The sequence below is a fragment of the Gordonia sp. G4 genome (assembly GCF_057770005.1).
Map to the genome: position 1 here is coordinate 4,682,188 of NZ_CM173442.1, position 16,198 is coordinate 4,698,385.

The following is a 16,198-nucleotide window of genomic DNA, read 5'->3' on the forward strand; positions in this document are numbered from 1 at the left end:
CACTTTTGCTACACATCGCCCCCGGCCGGCGCCCAGCCGAGCGCCGGCCCGAGCCGTCCGGCGAGGTCACCCACGATCTGCAGGTAATCGGGTTCATCGAAGGAGAACGGCAACGCGAAGGCCACCTCCGTGGCGCGTTGGAATCCCGCGTGATCATAGAGCTTCTCGGCGAGCTCGTCGGACGGCCCGACGTGGTCCGGCGAGAACAGCAGGCCACGCGGACCCTGCGGGGTGAGCGTGCGCTCGTATCGGCTGTCGGCATAGGCCCGGTATTTCCGGACCTGGCTCGGGGTTGCCGAGTCCGTGGGGATGACCACCAGTCCCTGGGAGACCCGCGCACGGTCGGGATCGATGTGATTGGCGCGGTAGGCGTCGATGTGTTCGGCCTGAATGGTGGCGAAGTCTCGCGACCGTGTTCCCTCGACGGTCACCACCGAGGAGGTCAGGTAGTTGATCCCCTGCCGGCCCGCCCAGATCGCCGAGCTGAGTCCGCCTCCGTACCAGACCCGATCGGCCAGGCCGGGTGAGTGCGGTTGCACTCGCCGCGAGAAGGTCTCGATCCCGACGGTCCCCTCGAAGTCGCTGACCGGTTCACCGCGCAGGCCGTCCAGCAGCCGCACCACCCGGTCCTTCGAGAAGTTCTCCAGCGCATGGGTTTCGGGATACATCGCAGTCTTGTAGTCGTCGTAGCGCATCGGGACGCCCACGGACACACCTGGATTGAGACGTCCGTCGCTGAGGATGTCGACGGTCGCCAGATCCTCGGCCAGGCGCAGCGGGTTCTCCATACCGAGTGGGATCACCGCGGTGCCCAGCTCGATGCGGCTGGTCCGCACCGCGGCGGCCGCCAGCACTGCCACGGGTGAGGAGATGCCGTACTGGAAGTGGCGGTTGCGCACCCACACGCTGTCGAAGCCGAGTTGTTCGGCGAGCTCGATCATCCGCAGCGTTTCGAGGTGGCCGGGGCGAGGGTTGTCGCCGTCGAAGCGTCCGATGGTCAGGAATCCGAGCTTACGGAGGGGTTCACCGCGTCGAGGCATGCGTCGATTCTCACACTGCCATGAGCCGGACGACGCCCAAGAGGATCAGCGTGAGCCGAACTCCGTGGCCGCCGGCGGTACCCGACTCGCGTCTATAGTCGGGTCACACCGACCCCGACCGAACGGATCGCCATGTCGACCACAGTCGCGGAGAGGATCGTCGAGGAGCTCGACCGTGCGGGAGTGCGGCGCGTCCACGGGCTACCAGGCGATTCGCTCAACGGTTTCACCGATGCCCTGCGCAGGAACGACACCATCTCGTGGCGGCATGTCCGGCACGAGGAGTCGGCGGCCTTCGCCGCGTCCGCGGAAGCCGCCCTCACCGGTGAACTCGCGGTGTGCGTGGGAAGTTGCGGGCCCGGCAATCTGCATCTGATCAACGGACTGTTCGACGCACACCGCAGTCGTGTTCCGGTCCTCGCGATCGCCGCGCACATCCCCGCGACCGAGATCGGCACCGGCTACTTCCAGGAAACGCACCCCGAGCAGCTGTTCCGGGAATGCAGTGCCTTCTGCGAGATGGTCAGCACTCCCGAGCAGATGCCGCGCCTGCTCGACATCGCGCTGCGCACCGCCGTCGAGAAGCAGGACGTCGCGGTGCTCGTCATCCCGGGCGAGACCTTCCTCGCGCCGTGCCCGAAGCGACGAGCGGGCGCCCCCATCCGCCACATCCCGCGCGTCACACGTCCCACCGACGGCGAGATCGCGCGTGCCGCTGCCACTCTCAATGCCGCCGAGCGGGTGACCATTCTCGCCGGTGCCGGGGTGAAGGACTCCCACGACGTGGTCGTCGAGCTGGCGCGGGTCCTGCAGGCCCCCATCGTGCATGCGCTGCGCGGCAAGGAGTTCACCGAGTACGACAACCCCTACGACGTGGGAATGACCGGGCTGCTGGGCTTCTCGTCGGGGTATCGCGCGATCGAGAAGTGCGACACCCTGCTCATGCTCGGCACCGACTTCCCGTACGAACAGTTCTATCCCTCGAAGGCGACGATCATCCAGGTCGACATCCGCGGTGAGCAGATCGGCCGACGCTGTCCCGTCGACCTGCCACTCGTCGGTGACGTCGGCGACACCGTCCGAGCGCTTCTGCCGTCGATCACCACCGGCCGCGACTCCGAACACCTGTCGACCTCGCTGGCCCACTACGCCACGGCGCGGCGCCGCCTCGACGACCTCGCCGGCAACGACCGCAACCGGGCACCGATCCACCCGCAGTACCTGGCCCGCCTGATCAGCGAGAAGGCAGGCGACGACGCGGTGTTCATCCCCGACGTCGGTTCACCGGTGGTCTGGGCGGCTCGCTACCTCGCGATGAACGGTGCCCGCCGCCTGATCGGTTCGTTCACCCACGGCTCGATGGCCAACGCGGTGTCCCAGGCCATCGGTGCGCAGACCGCCTTTCCCGACCGCCAGGTGATCGCGCTCGCCGGCGACGGCGGGCTGGCGATGCTGCTCGGCGAGTTGCTCACCATCACGCAGAACCGGCTGCCGGTGAAGATCGTCGTCTTCGACAACTCGTCCCTGAACTTCGTCGAGGTCGAGATGAAGGCCGCCGGATTCGTCAATTACGGAACCGATCTGGAGAACCCGGACTTCGCCGCGCTGGCGGAGTCGGTCGGCATCCGAGGCCGCCGGGTCGAGCAGCCCGACGATCTCGCCGACGCGGTCGACGAGTTCCTCGCCCACGACGGTCCGGCCCTGCTCGACGTCGTCACCGCCCGGCAGGAGCTGTCCATTCCGCCGGCGATCACCGCCGCCCAGGCGAAGGGGTTCACGCTGTACGCCCTGCGAACCGTGCTGTCGGGACGTGGCGACGAACTGGTCGACCTCGCCGAGACCAACCTGTTCCGACGTCTGTTCGACTAGGCCTGCCGGTCGACGGCCGCCCGCACACCGTGGGCGGCCTCCGCGACATCCGCGCTCCACGTCGACGCGTCGACCCGGTGAACGGCGGAGTCACCCGCATAGGCACTGGAGATGACGACGTCCGGATCGAGCGTTCCCAGGAGTTCCATACTCGCCGCGAGCTGGTCCGCGTCGCTGATACCCGGTAGGTAACCGGCGGTCCATCGCCCCGAGGCGTTGCGGTAGAGAGTGTCCCCGGTGAACAGGTACCGGTCGCCGTCGGCGCCTGTCGCGAGGTAGCTCGTGCTCCCCGGGGAATGGCCGGGTGTCGGGATCACCTCGACCCCGTTGTCGTCGATGTGCCGGTCCGCGACGGCAACCCCGATCCGAGCGTGGCCGCCGATCCGGTCCGCTTCGGCGGCCGGCGCGTGCAGCGTCGCCCCGAAGCGTTCGGAGATCGCGCCCAGCTGCGGCCCGGCCTCGTCCTGATGCGACAGGTACTGGTGATCGATTCCTCCGAGCCGCTCGAAGTCGTCGAACTCGGCGTCGGAGGCAACCGAGTAGAAGAGGACGTTCCGGTTCGACGTCCACAGGTAGGCATGTGTGGTCAGTCCGGGAAACGGACTGTCGCTGATGGTTTCCCACAGGTCGGCGAGAACGCGGCGCATCGGTGTCTCCTCGAGTCGGTCGGTATGTCCAACCACGGTGCAACTTCATGTCCGCTTGAAGTCAACGTCCACGACCGCCCGTACACGAGTCCGCCACCGAGTGATACACATATGAAGATCCGTCTCACCTGTTTGGAGTTCACGTGTCCACTTCGCTGTCGTCCGACGCTCCCGCGTTTCCCGCCGCGGTCGGCTATGAGTCCGCGATGGCGAACCGGCGCCTCCGACGCGCCCGGGCGCTGGTCCGCCGCGCCACCGGGAAGGACCTCTTCCCGGAGCAGGAGAACCTGCGCACCTTCGCCGCAGACATGTTCCGCACCGATCCGGTCGCCGAACGGTTCGTCGACGAGGTCTACGGCACGATCGGCGGCGACGCGGCCCGAGCGCTCCTCGACCAAGCACTCACCGACGGCCTCGACAGCATCGACGATCCCCCGCCGGCGCTGGTCGAGTTGTTCGAGGAGTTCGAGGCCGTGCCCGACTGGGTCGACCCCGAGCTGATCGCCGAGGGCGAGGCCATCTGGCGTCGGTGGGGTACCGGCCTGTTCAGTGTCGCCGGCGGGATCACCTTGGAGATGTACACCGAAGCCGCTGTGGCGAAGCCGCTGTCACTGGCCGGCGGTTACGCGGGAGACAACGCGTTGCGCAGGTTCCTGGAGACCTCGCGCTTCTGGATCGACGTCTCGCAACCCGGGGCGTTGCTCACGCCGGGGTCGCAGGGTCGCGCGACGGCCATGCGGGTGCGCGTCATGCACGTGTGGGTTCGTCGCACGGTCGCCGACCACCCGGAATGGGATCGGCATCGCTGGGGCGACCCGATCAGCCAGTCGTATCAATTGCTGACCCTGCTCGGCGGCAGCGTGGTTCCGGCAATGGCCCTGTGGCTGACCGGAGTACAGACGACGCCCCGTGAGATCCGGGTCCTGATGCACTACCAGCGCTACCTCGGCCACCTGCTGGGTGTACGCACCCAGTGGTACCCCGAGACCATCGCCGACTCGCTGCGATTGCTGGCGTTCGTCACCTCGACCCGCAGCTACGACGCCGGGGACGACGGCGCCGAGCTCATCGAGTCGTTCCCCGCGGCGTTCGCGAAGAGCGGAGCGACCGGCCTGGAGCGACTTCGCGGCCGGTACAACGCGGCGATGTACGCGGCCTATTCGAGCATCTACATGCTGCCCATGACGCGGTTGCGCTATCGGATGCCGAGTCCGGTTCCGGGGGTGCTGGTCATCGTGCTCCGCCTGCCCGCCGTGATCGTCGTCGAGACAATACGTCGACTGTCACCCCGATTTCGCCGGGTGCACGAGAAGTGGATGTGCCGCCACCGGGAGAACTGGCACGACTGGCAGACCTCCGGGCGTCCCGCCGAGTACGCGCACGGGAAAGGACTCCGGCGCTGACGACAGCACACCGAAGTTACTCCGGAGTTGGACACGAATGCACACACCGTTAGCCTGTTCGGGGTGACGCACACTCCGACGACCACCGCCACGACCGATGATCCCGCCGGGATCGAATCCCGCGTGGGTCATTACTACGTCCTCGACGGCTCGTACCAGGTCGGGCGAGAGAAGGTTCGCGAGTACGCACGCGCGGTCCAGGACTATCACGGCGCCCATTGGGAGCCCGAAGCCGCTGCGGCACTGGGTTATCCGGGACTCGTCACACCGTTGACCTTCACCTCCATCCCGGCCATGGCGGCGAACCGGGAGCTCTTCGAGAAGGTCATCGTCGGATATGACACCTACGTGCAGACCGAGCAGGTCTTCGAGCAGCACCGTCCGATCGTCGCCGGGGACGAGCTGACCACCGACGTCGAGCTGACCAGTGTTCGGCGGATCGCGGGTAAAGACCTGATCACCGTGACCAACACCATGACCGACGCCGCGGGCGAGCGAGTGCACACGATGCACACCACGGTCGTCGGCGTGACCGCCGACGAGGTCGACCCGGAGTTGAGCATCGCGGTTCGCAAGGTGATGATGCACGACGTCAACATCTTCAGCCACGACGAATCCGCGCAACGATACGTGAAGACGGTTCGTCCCGACGGCGACATCCGGGCCGCCGATGACACCGGCCGGACCTCGGGAGCCCGCAACTTCGACGAATTGAGCGTCGGCGACGAGCTACCGCCGCACACCATTCGGCTGTCCCGCGGCGATCTCGTGAACTACGGCGGTGTCGCGGGCGACGCCAATCCCATCCACTGGGACGAGACGAGCGCGAAGCTGGCGGGCCTGCCCGATGTGATCGCGCACGGCATGCTGACCATGGGCCTCGGGGCCGCCTTCGTGTCCTCGTGGTCTGGTGACCCGGGTGCCGTCACCCGCTACGCGGTCCGCCTGTCCCAGCCCGCTGTCGTCTCGGGCGCCGAAGGCGGCGAGATCGAATACAGCGGTCGCATCAAGTCGCTCGATCCGGAGACCCGAACGGGCGTCGTCATCGTGGTGGCGAAGTCGGGTGGTCGCAAGATCTTCGGTCTCGCGACCATGAACATCCGCTTCAAGTGACCGTCAGGGTCAGTACTCCCCTTTGATGACGAAGTACGACCCACGGATGACGCCGGCGAGCTTCGATTTCTGCCTTGCGAACTTGAACCTGGACTCCAGCTCCGCCGGAACGTCCATACCGTCGGAGAGTTTGAACCCGACGGCCCGCTTCCCGGCCGGGTCGATGCTGTACATGACGTTGACGGCCAGGCCCGACTCGTAGAACACGTACGACATACGGAGCCTGGCGTCGTCCGGGCCCACCTCGAAGTCGCTGACCTCGAGCGCGGGCGAGCTGATGGTGATGTCCCGCTCGTTCGCCAGGATCGTGGTCACCCGATCGAGGATGTCGGGCGCATCCGACGCCGGGACGACGGTGAAGTCGTGCCCGTACTTCGTCTTGTGGTACCGGGCCTCGTTGGCCCGCAGACCGGCCAGCGCCTCCGACACGGGTGAACTCTCGAGTCCTGCGGTGGAGACATCTTTGAAGTCGGCGACGTGGCCCATGGCACTTCCTTCCCGAACACTGCGTGAGACAGAGTAGAGCCCCCGACCACCGTCGGGGGCTCTATCGGTTCAGCGTGGCTCAGTCCAGCGCGATTCTCACTCGAGGACGAACACCGGGATCTGCCGGTCGGTCTTGGTCTGGTACTCCGCGTAGGGAGGGTAGGCCGCGACAGCGAGCTCCCACCAGTGGTCACGCTCCTCGCCGTCACTCAGCTCACGAGCGGTCAGTTCCTTCACCTCGGTGCCGTCCTGAGCGGTGACCTGAGGATTCGCTTTCACGTTGTGGTACCAGGCCGGATGCTCGGGAGCGCCGCCCTTCGAGGCGACCATCAGGTACTTGCCGTTCTCTTCAACGCGCATCAGCGGGACGTAGCGCTTCTTGCCCGACTTGGCGCCGGTGGTCGTGAACAGGACGATCGGGCGGTCCATCACTGTCACACCGTCGGTGGTGCCCTGCTCGAGGATCTTCTCGGTCTGCTCGCGGACCCAGCCTTCAGGACTCAACTCTGCATTAGCACTCATGGTGGGCGGAACACCACGACCGCCCCGGATATTCCGCGTGCCGACGTGCTCCTCACCGTCCGATGTTCTGACCCTCCGCTACTGTGGCGACACCCGACCCCTGATCGCGAGTCTCCACCGATGCCCTCACCACGCCGTGCTCTCCTGCCGACGCCGGTCGGCACCGTGGCCGTCGACAGCAACGGCTCCGCCATCGTGCGCGTGGCCTGGCGGGTCGGCACCGATACAGCGACCGACATCGACACCACCGATGCGGTTCTCGCCGAAGCGATCCGACAACTCCGGGCCTACTTCACCGGCGAGCTCACCGACTTCGATCTGCCTGTCGACCTCGACGGGATGTCGGACGCCGCGCGTGCAGTCCTGACGACGCTGCATCGGGAGGTCACCCACGGCGACACCGTCACCTACGGGGAGTTGGCGGCGATGACCGGCACACGGGTCTCCGCGCGTGGCGTCGGGACCATCATGGGCATCAATCCGGTACCGCTGATCGTCCCCTGCCATCGCGTGATCGCGGGTGACGGTCTCGGCGGCTACTCGGGAGGCACGACCGGTCAGGGTCTGGCGACCAAGCGCTGGTTGCTCGAGTTCGAAGGCGTTCTCCCGCCGACGCTGTTCTGACGTCGAGCGTCACGTTCGCGACGCCCCGGACAGATGGTCGACGACCAGCGACTGCAGCCTTGGAGCGTCCTGGCCGAGCCACAACGACAGGTGCGTTCCTTCGTCGACGGCTTCGAGGCGAGCATCGGGCAGCGTCTGCGCCGCGTGGACACTCTGATCGAACGGGACGTCGGCGTCGGTTCGGGCGTGTATCGCCAGCACGGGTGCGCTCACCTCCGCGAGCGGTAGGTCGAGGTCACAGAATTGGTCGAAGTCGTTGTCGAAGCCCGCTTTTCGCGACCCCGACACGGTGTCGAACAGATCGATCGCCAGCGTGCGCTGGTCGTCATCGGCGATGATCTCCGCGGTGAGCGCCCTGATCTGCGCACGCGACAGGTCTCCCTCACCGGACAGGAGTGTCGAGATGGCCGTGGACGGCGCCTTCGACACGAGCGTGGTCGCCAGCCACTGACCGAAACGGCTGAAGAGGAGTTTCTCCTCGGATAGTTCGAGTCGTCCGCGCAGGCTGCTCCGCGGGTCGAAACGAGTGCTGACCGTGGCGACGGCGACCATCGATGCGACCCGCTCCGGCACCGCGGCAGCCAGCGAGTACGCGGCGGGTCCACCACCGGACCAGCACATCAGCGCGAAACGCTCGACCCCCAGTGCATCCAGGGTGGCCGCGGCCAGCTCACCCTGCGCTGCCGGGGCGCGCGTGTCATGACCGAGGGGCGTGCCCAGGTAACCGGGCCGCGAGATCGCGATGACACGGTGCGACCCGGCGAGGAAACGAGTCATCAGAACACCCTGGTCACAGCCACCCGGCGACCCGTGCAGGAACACCAGCGGCGGTCCCGTCCCGACGTCGATGCACTCGACCGGCCCGGCCGGCGTCTCGATCAGCCGCGATCCGGTCGCATGGCCGTCGGAGTGTGTGAGTCCCATGAACCTGCCTCCACCGTCGACGTCGGGTGGTGCGACGGTAGCGCCGGTGCGGGCCGTTCGCGGCGGAAGCGGACGAAACCCCTGTGAACAGATGGTGTCGGCGCGCTTTACATCTATGCCATCCGTCCCGAAAGCAAGGGCGATGTGCACGATCACCGCCGACCGCGGCCTTCCACCCGCCTCGCCGGCAGTCTCAGATTATTTCGAGACCATATATGAGACTTCTGAGAGTTCGTAGCCGGCATCCACCACTGAGTGCGCAATCGCTCCGCAAATGCAGTCTCGAAAACGCAGCGCGCCGTGGCGCGGTATTTCGATACTTTTGAGATACGCTGCCCCGGTGACAGCAGATGCAACAGAGTCGTCGGGGATGGCCCTCGGCTATGCCCGCGAAACAGCCGGCGCCCACCCACTCGCGCCGCAGATCGATGCACTCACCGACGCCGGCGTCGATCCCGCACGCATCTACACCGACGCGAGCGACCGATCCGCACCTTCCGGCCACCGGCCCGGGATGGCCGCACTTCTCGACTACGCACGTGCCGGAGACATCACGGTGGTGGTCGGTATCGATCGCCTGGGCCGCACCGTGCACGAGGTCATGGAGATCGCCAACCAGATGACCGGGCGTCGTATCGGACTGCGCTCGTTACGCGAGGGCATCGACACCGCCGACCCGGCCGGAGCGATGATCGTCGCAGTCTTGGCGTCGTTGGCCGAACTCGACGACGCGGGACCGCGGTCGGACCGTTCGACACCGAGGACGCTGCGCGGGTCGACGTCGACCATCGGTCGTCCGCGCGCGCTCGACGCCGACCAGGTGGCGCGCGCCGAGCAGATGCGCGCGCGAGGGGTCTCCGTACCGAAGATCGCGCAGGAGCTCGGGGTCAGTCGCGCAACCCTGTATCGTACGCTTGCCGAAAGGCGTTCGGTCCGTTGAAGAATCCTGATTCCGACCTGCCCGAGCTCGATATCGTGACCGAACACGGCGTCGTCACGCGGTTGCCCACGTCGTTTCCCATCTACGACGCCGAACTCGACGAGCACCTCGACCCGGACCTGTTCCAGCAGGGTTTTCTCGATGCCGCTGCCGATCTCGATGCCCTCCCGGCGCCCTGGGCGCGACAACTCGCGTCGTCCACGCTCGCCTGCCCGCCCCATCCCGATGACGAGGAGCCGAGCTACACCCGCGGCTATCGCGCCGCCCTGTACGGGCACCTGCGGCACGCCGGAAAGTGAGTGCTGCAAAGGATTCGGCGGTTCGCACTGCCCGGAAGGCCGGACTTGCCGCAATCGAACCGGTGCCCGGCAACGGATCTCGCCGCGGTGACGTATCGGTCGTTGGTGAATCGTGATCAGGTGGTGACGTCAACGCCTTCGCGATCTCGCGGTCGGTGCGACCATGGACCGAGGCGGGGTTGGGGTTCGCCGACGCGAACCCAGGCGCAGTACCCACGGGGCGGCGCCGCATTTCGGGGCGGTTCAAGCCGGCGGGCCGCACATTCGGACACTTCTAGGTGGTCGCGCCGTGAACCAATCGACGAACATCGACGGGCGAGTGCTGGGTGAGAACGAGCTCAGCGAACGCGAACTCGAAGCACTGCGAACGGAATTGGACGGGATCGACGATCGATTGCTCGAAGACGTGCGCGCCCGGCTCGAGGTGTGTACCCGCATCGCGCAACTCAAACGGCGATACGCCATTGCCGTGATGCAACCGCACCGCGTCGGAGCTGTGCACGAGCACGCCCACCGGTTCGCCGTCGATCATGACCTGTCCCCGGATTTCCTGCACGCCCTCTACGACCTGATGATCTCGGAGACCTGCCGCGTCGAGGACCTCATCGTGGCGGCCGAGCAACCACGGCCGAACCGCGGTTCGGCGCGACAGGCGAACCCGGATCGGGCCCCCGTCCAGCGCACGTCCGCCGACTCGAGCGCGGAGTGAGGTGGCCGCGGTGCGCACATTGCTGATCGACAACTACGATTCGTTCACCTACAACCTGTACGCGCTGTTGACCGAGGTCAACGGCCAGGAGCCGGTCGTCGTCGCCAACGACGTGCCGTGGGCGTCGGTCGACCTCACGGCTGTCGACAACGTGGTGGTCTCCCCCGGCCCGGGTCGACCGGACTACGTCCGCGACTTCGGGATCAGCGCAACGGCTCTGACCGACAGCGGGCTGCCCGTACTCGGTGTGTGTTTGGGACACCAGGGCCTGTGCCATGTGTTCGGCAGTCCCGTGGTGCGGGCCCCGGAGCCACGACACGGGCGGGTCAGCGCGGTGCACCACGACGGCCGGGGCCTCTTCGCGGGGCTGCCGTCCCCGTTCCGGGCGGTGAGATATCACTCGCTCGCGGTGATGGATGTCCCCGACGTGTTGGAGGAGCAGGCGTGGTCGGACGACGGCGTCCTGATGGCGGTGCACCACCGGGATCTGCCGATGTGGGGGGTGCAATTCCATCCGGAGTCGATCTGCAGCGAGTACGGCCGGGAACTGCTGGCGAACTTTGCCGCAGCGACACCGCTGCGTACGAACCGGCGGGCGACGGGCGTGGCGGCGGGAACGTCACCGACGACGAGATCTGTTCCCGCAGAGCATATGCCGTCGACGAAACACGAACACCGCTATCGGGTGCGATCGGTGCGCGTCGACCGGACCGTGGATGCGCAAGCGCTGTATGAGCGATTGTTCGCCGACGGACCCAACAGCTACTGGCTCGACGGATCGGCGGCCGACGACGAGGACGGCAGATTCTCCGTCATGGGCGACTGTTCGGGACCGCACGCCGAGTATGTGACCTACCGTGTGCCGGAAATGACGGTGCGAGTGCAACATTCGAACGGAACGGTCGAGGTGGTCGGCAGCACCTTCTTCGACTATCTCGGCGCGCAGGTGCGGGAGCGCTCGGTGGCGCCGCGGTCGGATCTGCCGTCCGGGTTCTGTCTCGGTTATGTCGGCTACCTCGGTTACGAACTCAAGGCGGACACCGGTGGACAGTTGGCTCATGCGTCCGAGCAGGCCGATGCCGCGCTGGTGTTCGCGGACCGGGCGGTGGTGATCGACCACGAGGGCGGGTGCGTGTACGTACTGGCACTCGAACCGGTCGAGAATTTCGGCACACCGGATCCCGACACGACTCGATGGTTGCGCGAGACGGCGTCGACCATCCGGGAGTTGCCGCCCCCACTCCCCCGATCGACGACTCCCCCGCTGGTCCCGGTTCCGCATGAGGTGCCGATCGTGTTCCGGCACAACCACGAGACGTACCTGAGGCTCGTCGAGGACTGCCTGGCGGAGATCCGGTCCGGGGAGTCCTACGAGGTGTGCCTGACGAACTCGGCCACCGTGCACCGCACCCTCGACCCCGTGTCCGGGTATTCGTGCCTCCGCGAGATCAGCCCGATGCCCTACAGTGCGTTGCTGCAGTTCTCGGGGCTGTCAGTGCTCAGCGCGTCTCCGGAACGCTTCCTGAAGGTCGCCGCGGACCGCACGGTGGAGTCGAAACCGATCAAGGGCACCCGGCCTCGGTCGGCGAATCCGCTGGAGGACCAGGAATTCCGATGCGCGCTGCGAGCGAGCGAGAAGGACCGGTCGGAGAACCTGATGATCGTCGACCTCGTCCGCAACGACCTCTCGCGCGTCTGTGAGCCGGGTTCGGTGCACGTGCCGTCCCTGTTCGACATCGAGACCTACGCACCGGTGCATCAGATGGTGTCGACGGTGCGTGGGACGCTGCGCGAGGGGCTGTCGGCGGTCGACTGTGTGCGGGCGGCGTTTCCGGGCGGTTCGATGACCGGGGCGCCGAAGATCCGCACGATGGAGATCATCGACAAGCTCGAGGCCGGTCCGCGGGGGGTGTACTCGGGCGCGATCGGCTACTTCTCGCTGACGGGAACCGCCGATCTGTCGATCGTGATCCGCACGATGGTCGCCACCGATTCCGAGGTGACGTTCGGGGTCGGCGGTGCGATCGTCGCGCTGTCGGATCCGGACGAGGAGTTCGAGGAGACGATGGTCAAGGCGCTCACCATGCGACGCTGCCTGTCCGTTGCCGACGAAAGCGGGCCGTGACAGGATCGACCGCCCCCGGTGCGCGGTCGGTGGTCGTGGCCGGCGGTGCGGGAGCGGTGGGGGCGATGTTCGCGGACCGGTGGCGCGCGGACGGCGCCGACGTGTACATCCTGGACGCCGCGTTCGGGGACGACATCAGGTCTCCCGGCCCGGAGTCGGCGGCGCGGATGCGCGAGGCCGACATCGTGGTCCTCGCGGTCCCCGAAGACGTGGCGCTGGCGGCGGTGGCAACGGTCCGGCCGTTGCTGCGTTCGACGGCGCTGCTGATGGAGACGCTGTCGGTGAAGTCGCGGTTCTCGGCGGCTGTCGCGCGTCTCGACGGGGTCGACGTCGACGCGGGCGGGCCGATCGTCGGGGTGAATCCGATGTTCGCGCCGTCCCTCGGACTACCCGGCCGTGCGGTCGCGGTCGTCGTCCATCGGGGCGGGCCGGGCGCGGACCTTCTGCTCGACGACCTGGCACGGTGGGGCGCCAGGAGGGAGGTCACCACCGCGGACCGGCACGACCGCCTGTGTGCGGCGGTGCAGGCCCTCACCCACGCGACCATCCTGTCGTTCGGGTGCGCGCTGGCCGACCTCGGCGTCGACGCCGACGAGACCGCGACGCTGGCAACCCCTCCGTTCACGACGATGTCGGCGATGCTGGCTCGGATCACCGGTGGGACACCAGAGGTGTACCGGGACGTGCAGAGATCGAACCCGTGCGCGCCTGCGGCGCGAGATGCGCTGGCGCGGGCCGTGTCCCGGGTGTCGGCCGCCTGCGACGGTGACGATGACACCGCCGGCACCGAGTTCACGGCGCTGCTCGCCCGGGCGGGTGCATCGCTGGGCGACCGCGGGGACGGATACGCGGAGATGTGTGCCCGACTGTTCGACGGAATGGCATCGTGACCGGGGGGCTGCCCGACCACGACGCCTCCGATCCGGTGGAGACGGCGGTGATCCGCGGGCTGGTCCGCAGCTGGCCGCGCCGTGCGACGGTACGGCGCACCGAACCCGAACTCGACGGTCCCACGATGGACGACGTCTTCGACGACGCCCGTTCCGACTATCCCGATTCGATGCTCCCGTTCGACGGGCATCCGGGCTGGGATCGGCTCGACGAGGACATCCGGTCCAGGGTCCGCGCCTGGGCCTGGATCGCCTACAACAAGAACGTCGTCGACATCGAGCAAGACGTGGTGACACCCGGTTTCGGACTGCTGTTCCGGGATACGTTCGGCACGGGGTTCTCGGATGCGGGCCGGGCGGCGGTGGTGCAGTCGATGGTCGACGAGGAGTACCACACGCTGATGCACCTGAACGCGTCCGCGCTGACCCGCCGGCGGCGCGGCTGGGCGCTGCCGGACGCGGCGCTGCCCGAGTCGTTGACGGTGCGCCGGCACCGAGAGGCGCTCGCGCGGGCGGAGTCGGCGCGAGCCGCGGCTCTGACGACCCTGGCGTACGCGACGGTCGCCGAGACCTCCATCGGCGACTACCTGGCCCTCATCGCCGACGACCGGACCATTCAGCCGGTACACCAGGCCACCGTCGCCCTGCATCGCCGCGACGAGCGCGCGCACGGCTCGGTCGCCGGTGAGATGATCGGTCTGGTCCACGACCGGCTGGACCCAGACGATCGGATCATCCTGGCGCGCGCCCTGCGTGACGGTGTCGACGCGTTCACTTCCACCGATGGGGCCCTGTGGTCGGCGATCGTCGACGCCGAGCGAATCCCGGACGGCGACACGATTCTCCGCGATGTCGCCGAGGACCCCGATCGCCGTCGAGTCCTGCAGGACTGCAGCGCAGTCGACCGTCTCCTCGCCCGGTTCGGCCGGATCGGCTGAGTGCGCACCGCTACCGTGGGATCGTGAACGTCCACAACCGCGCCCGACTGGCGACGACGGCAGACGCAGCGACGATCGCCGATCTGCTGGATGAGTTCAATCGCGAGTTCGACGAGCCGTCGCCCGGGCCGGTGGCGCTGGCACGCCGTCTACACGAGTTGCTCTCCGGTGCTTCTACTTTCGCCGTCGTCGCCGGCGCTCCGATCGTGTCGCTGGGACTGGTCACCATCCGCACCAACGTCTGGGTCGAGGGCGGCATCGCGCTGCTCGACGAGATGTACACGACACCCGCCGAACGGAGCCGCGGACTCGGCAGTGCCGTTCTCACCGCTGCCGTCGCCGAGGCGACACGGCGGGGCGCCGGCGAGTTCGAGATCGAGGTCGACGAACCCGATGTCGACGCACACCGCTTCTACGCCAGGCACGGATTCCCGATGCGCGACCCCGCCACCGGCGACCGAGCTTTCGTACTGCGCAAAGAGCTGTCCACCCCGTAAGTCCGATGAGATGCCGCTCGTGCCAGTAAGGTACGGGCGTGGTTCAGCTGACAGTGGGAAGCCATCGCGACAACGCGACGACCGACGTCCTCCTCGCCGCGGAGAAGTTCAACCGCCACACCTTCTGGTGCGGCCAGAGCGGATCCGGAAAGACGTACGCGCTCGGGGTGGTGCTAGAGCAGCTGTTGCTCCGCACCCGACTCCCCTTGCTCATCCTCGACCCGAACGCCGATTTCACGCGGTTGCCGGAGACACGAGGCACCACCGACCCCGCAACGGCCGACGCGATCGCGGCCGCCGACATCCGGGTGCTCCATTCCACCCGGCGCGACGGACCGCAGTTGCGGACACGTTTTCTCGCCCTGCCGCTCGCCGCGAAGGCCGCGGTCCTGCAGCTGGATCCGATCGCCGACGCCGACGAGTACAACGTCCTGCTACACGCCGACGCCACGCTCACCGAGACGTCGGACCAGACCACCTACCTCGAGGCCCTCCGCCGTTCCGACGACCCCGGACACCAACGGCTGGCCAAGCGGATCGAGAATCTCCAGGTTCTCGACTGGGCACTGTGGGCGCGGGGTGGCGTCGCAGCCACCGACATCGTCGACGAGCGACCGCAGGCGACCGTGCTCGACCTGGGCGGCTTCGCCCACCCGGCGGAACCGAAGGTGGCCGCTCTCAGTGTGCTCGAGCACCTGTGGGAACGCCGCGACGAACGACGGCCCGTCCTCATCGTGATCGACGAAGCCCACAACATCTGTCCGCCGCTGGCCACGAGCGCGGTGGAACAGGCACTGATCGATCGCGTCGTGCAGATCGCCGCCGAGGGACGCAAATTCGGCCTCTGGCTGCTGCTGTCGACGCAACGGCCCACCAAGATCCATCCCAATGTCCTGTCCCAGTGCGACAACCTGTGCCTGATGCGGATGAACGCCCCGCGGGATCTCGCCGAACTCGCCGACACCTTCGGCTTCGTCCCCGAGCACCTGCTGGCGGAGTCCCCCGGATTCCGCCAGGGTGAGGCGCTCTTCGCGGGCGGGTTCATCACTGCCCCCACCTACACCCAGATGGGTGCCCGGATCACCGAAGAGGGCGGTGCCGACGTCGCGGTGCCGCTGGGTGTCTAGCGCCGACGACAATCCGGCGTGGCGGCAGGTCGACCGCTGCTAGTG

At 67.4% G+C, this 16,198-nt stretch carries 17 protein-coding genes; 12 read left to right on the forward strand and 5 right to left on the reverse strand.

Annotation, left to right across the window (positions count from 1 at the left end):
• Positions 1–8 precede the first annotated feature (8 nt).
• Positions 9–1,040, reverse strand: coding sequence for an LLM class flavin-dependent oxidoreductase (locus AC3B5T_RS21285; protein WP_010843785.1), 1,032 nt, complete (start codon positions 1,038–1,040; stop codon positions 9–11).
• A 132-nt stretch (positions 1,041–1,172) separates the two neighbouring features.
• Here AC3B5T_RS21285 and poxB point away from each other — a divergent pair, with 132 nt between their 5' ends.
• Positions 1,173–2,909: a ubiquinone-dependent pyruvate dehydrogenase gene (gene poxB, locus AC3B5T_RS21290; RefSeq protein ID WP_055475378.1), complete on the forward strand. Its 1,737-nt coding sequence runs from the start codon at positions 1,173–1,175 to the stop codon at positions 2,907–2,909.
• On the opposite strand, the gene AC3B5T_RS21295 is transcribed toward poxB, so the two are convergent.
• A complete protein-coding gene (locus AC3B5T_RS21295) occupies positions 2,906–3,556 on the reverse strand; it encodes an MBL fold metallo-hydrolase (RefSeq protein WP_055475377.1) in 651 nt (216 codons plus the stop codon). The genes poxB and AC3B5T_RS21295 overlap by 4 nt on opposite strands.
• Positions 3,557–3,699: 143 nt before the next feature.
• Here AC3B5T_RS21295 and AC3B5T_RS21300 point away from each other — a divergent pair, with 143 nt between their 5' ends.
• Positions 3,700–4,959 carry an oxygenase MpaB family protein gene (locus AC3B5T_RS21300; protein ID WP_055475376.1) on the forward strand — a complete coding sequence of 420 codons (1,260 nt, stop codon included), beginning with the start codon at positions 3,700–3,702 and terminating at the stop codon, positions 4,957–4,959.
• Positions 4,960–5,022: 63 nt separating this feature from the next.
• Positions 5,023–6,072, forward strand: a complete 1,050-nt coding sequence (locus tag AC3B5T_RS21305) for a fused (3R)-hydroxyacyl-ACP dehydratase subunits HadA/HadB (RefSeq protein ID WP_055475375.1) — start codon at positions 5,023–5,025, stop codon at positions 6,070–6,072.
• A gap of 9 nt (positions 6,073–6,081) precedes the next feature.
• On the opposite strand, the gene AC3B5T_RS21310 is transcribed toward AC3B5T_RS21305, so the two are convergent.
• Together AC3B5T_RS21310 and AC3B5T_RS21315 are read right to left on the reverse strand one after the other, a co-directional pair.
• Complete coding sequence (locus AC3B5T_RS21310; RefSeq protein ID WP_055475374.1) at positions 6,082–6,558, reverse strand: hypothetical protein; 477 nt, start codon at positions 6,556–6,558, stop codon at positions 6,082–6,084.
• A 96-nt stretch (positions 6,559–6,654) separates the two neighbouring features.
• Positions 6,655–7,080: a nitroreductase family deazaflavin-dependent oxidoreductase gene (locus tag AC3B5T_RS21315; RefSeq protein WP_035717879.1), complete on the reverse strand. Its 426-nt coding sequence runs from the start codon at positions 7,078–7,080 to the stop codon at positions 6,655–6,657.
• A gap of 120 nt (positions 7,081–7,200) precedes the next feature.
• Here AC3B5T_RS21315 and AC3B5T_RS21320 point away from each other — a divergent pair, with 120 nt between their 5' ends.
• Entirely contained in the window at positions 7,201–7,704 is a 504-nt protein-coding gene (locus AC3B5T_RS21320; protein WP_055475373.1) for a methylated-DNA--[protein]-cysteine S-methyltransferase, read from the forward strand.
• Between the two features lie 9 nt (positions 7,705–7,713).
• On the opposite strand, the gene AC3B5T_RS21325 is transcribed toward AC3B5T_RS21320, so the two are convergent.
• Positions 7,714–8,628, reverse strand: coding sequence for an alpha/beta fold hydrolase (locus AC3B5T_RS21325; protein WP_055475372.1), 915 nt, complete (start codon positions 8,626–8,628; stop codon positions 7,714–7,716).
• A gap of 370 nt (positions 8,629–8,998) precedes the next feature.
• Here AC3B5T_RS21325 and AC3B5T_RS21330 point away from each other — a divergent pair, with 370 nt between their 5' ends.
• From AC3B5T_RS21330 to AC3B5T_RS21365, 8 genes are all read left to right on the forward strand, one after another.
• Positions 8,999–9,568, forward strand: coding sequence for a recombinase family protein (locus AC3B5T_RS21330; RefSeq protein WP_055475371.1), 570 nt, complete (start codon positions 8,999–9,001; stop codon positions 9,566–9,568).
• On the forward strand, positions 9,565–9,867 hold the full coding sequence (locus AC3B5T_RS21335) for a hypothetical protein (RefSeq protein WP_010843775.1): 303 nt from the start codon (positions 9,565–9,567) through the stop codon (positions 9,865–9,867). The genes AC3B5T_RS21330 and AC3B5T_RS21335 overlap by 4 nt, the downstream gene beginning before the upstream one ends.
• 289 nt (positions 9,868–10,156) lie before the next feature.
• Positions 10,157–10,576 carry a chorismate mutase family protein gene (locus tag AC3B5T_RS21340; RefSeq protein ID WP_055475370.1) on the forward strand — a complete coding sequence of 140 codons (420 nt, stop codon included), beginning with the start codon at positions 10,157–10,159 and terminating at the stop codon, positions 10,574–10,576.
• 1 nt (position 10,577) lies between these two features.
• Positions 10,578–12,701, forward strand: coding sequence for an aminodeoxychorismate synthase component I (pabB, locus tag AC3B5T_RS21345; protein WP_010843773.1), 2,124 nt, complete (start codon positions 10,578–10,580; stop codon positions 12,699–12,701).
• Positions 12,698–13,591 (forward strand): prephenate dehydrogenase/arogenate dehydrogenase family protein, encoded by an 894-nt coding sequence (locus tag AC3B5T_RS21350; protein WP_010843772.1) that lies wholly within the window; start codon positions 12,698–12,700, stop codon positions 13,589–13,591. Before pabB ends, AC3B5T_RS21350 begins: the two co-directional genes overlap by 4 nt.
• On the forward strand, positions 13,588–14,529 hold the full coding sequence (locus AC3B5T_RS21355) for a diiron oxygenase (protein WP_010843771.1): 942 nt from the start codon (positions 13,588–13,590) through the stop codon (positions 14,527–14,529). Before AC3B5T_RS21350 ends, AC3B5T_RS21355 begins: the two co-directional genes overlap by 4 nt.
• A gap of 23 nt (positions 14,530–14,552) precedes the next feature.
• Positions 14,553–15,026, forward strand: coding sequence for a GNAT family N-acetyltransferase (locus tag AC3B5T_RS21360; protein ID WP_010843770.1), 474 nt, complete (start codon positions 14,553–14,555; stop codon positions 15,024–15,026).
• A gap of 38 nt (positions 15,027–15,064) precedes the next feature.
• Positions 15,065–16,153 carry an ATP-binding protein gene (locus tag AC3B5T_RS21365; RefSeq protein ID WP_014927020.1) on the forward strand — a complete coding sequence of 363 codons (1,089 nt, stop codon included), beginning with the start codon at positions 15,065–15,067 and terminating at the stop codon, positions 16,151–16,153.
• Positions 16,154–16,198 lie beyond the last annotated feature (45 nt).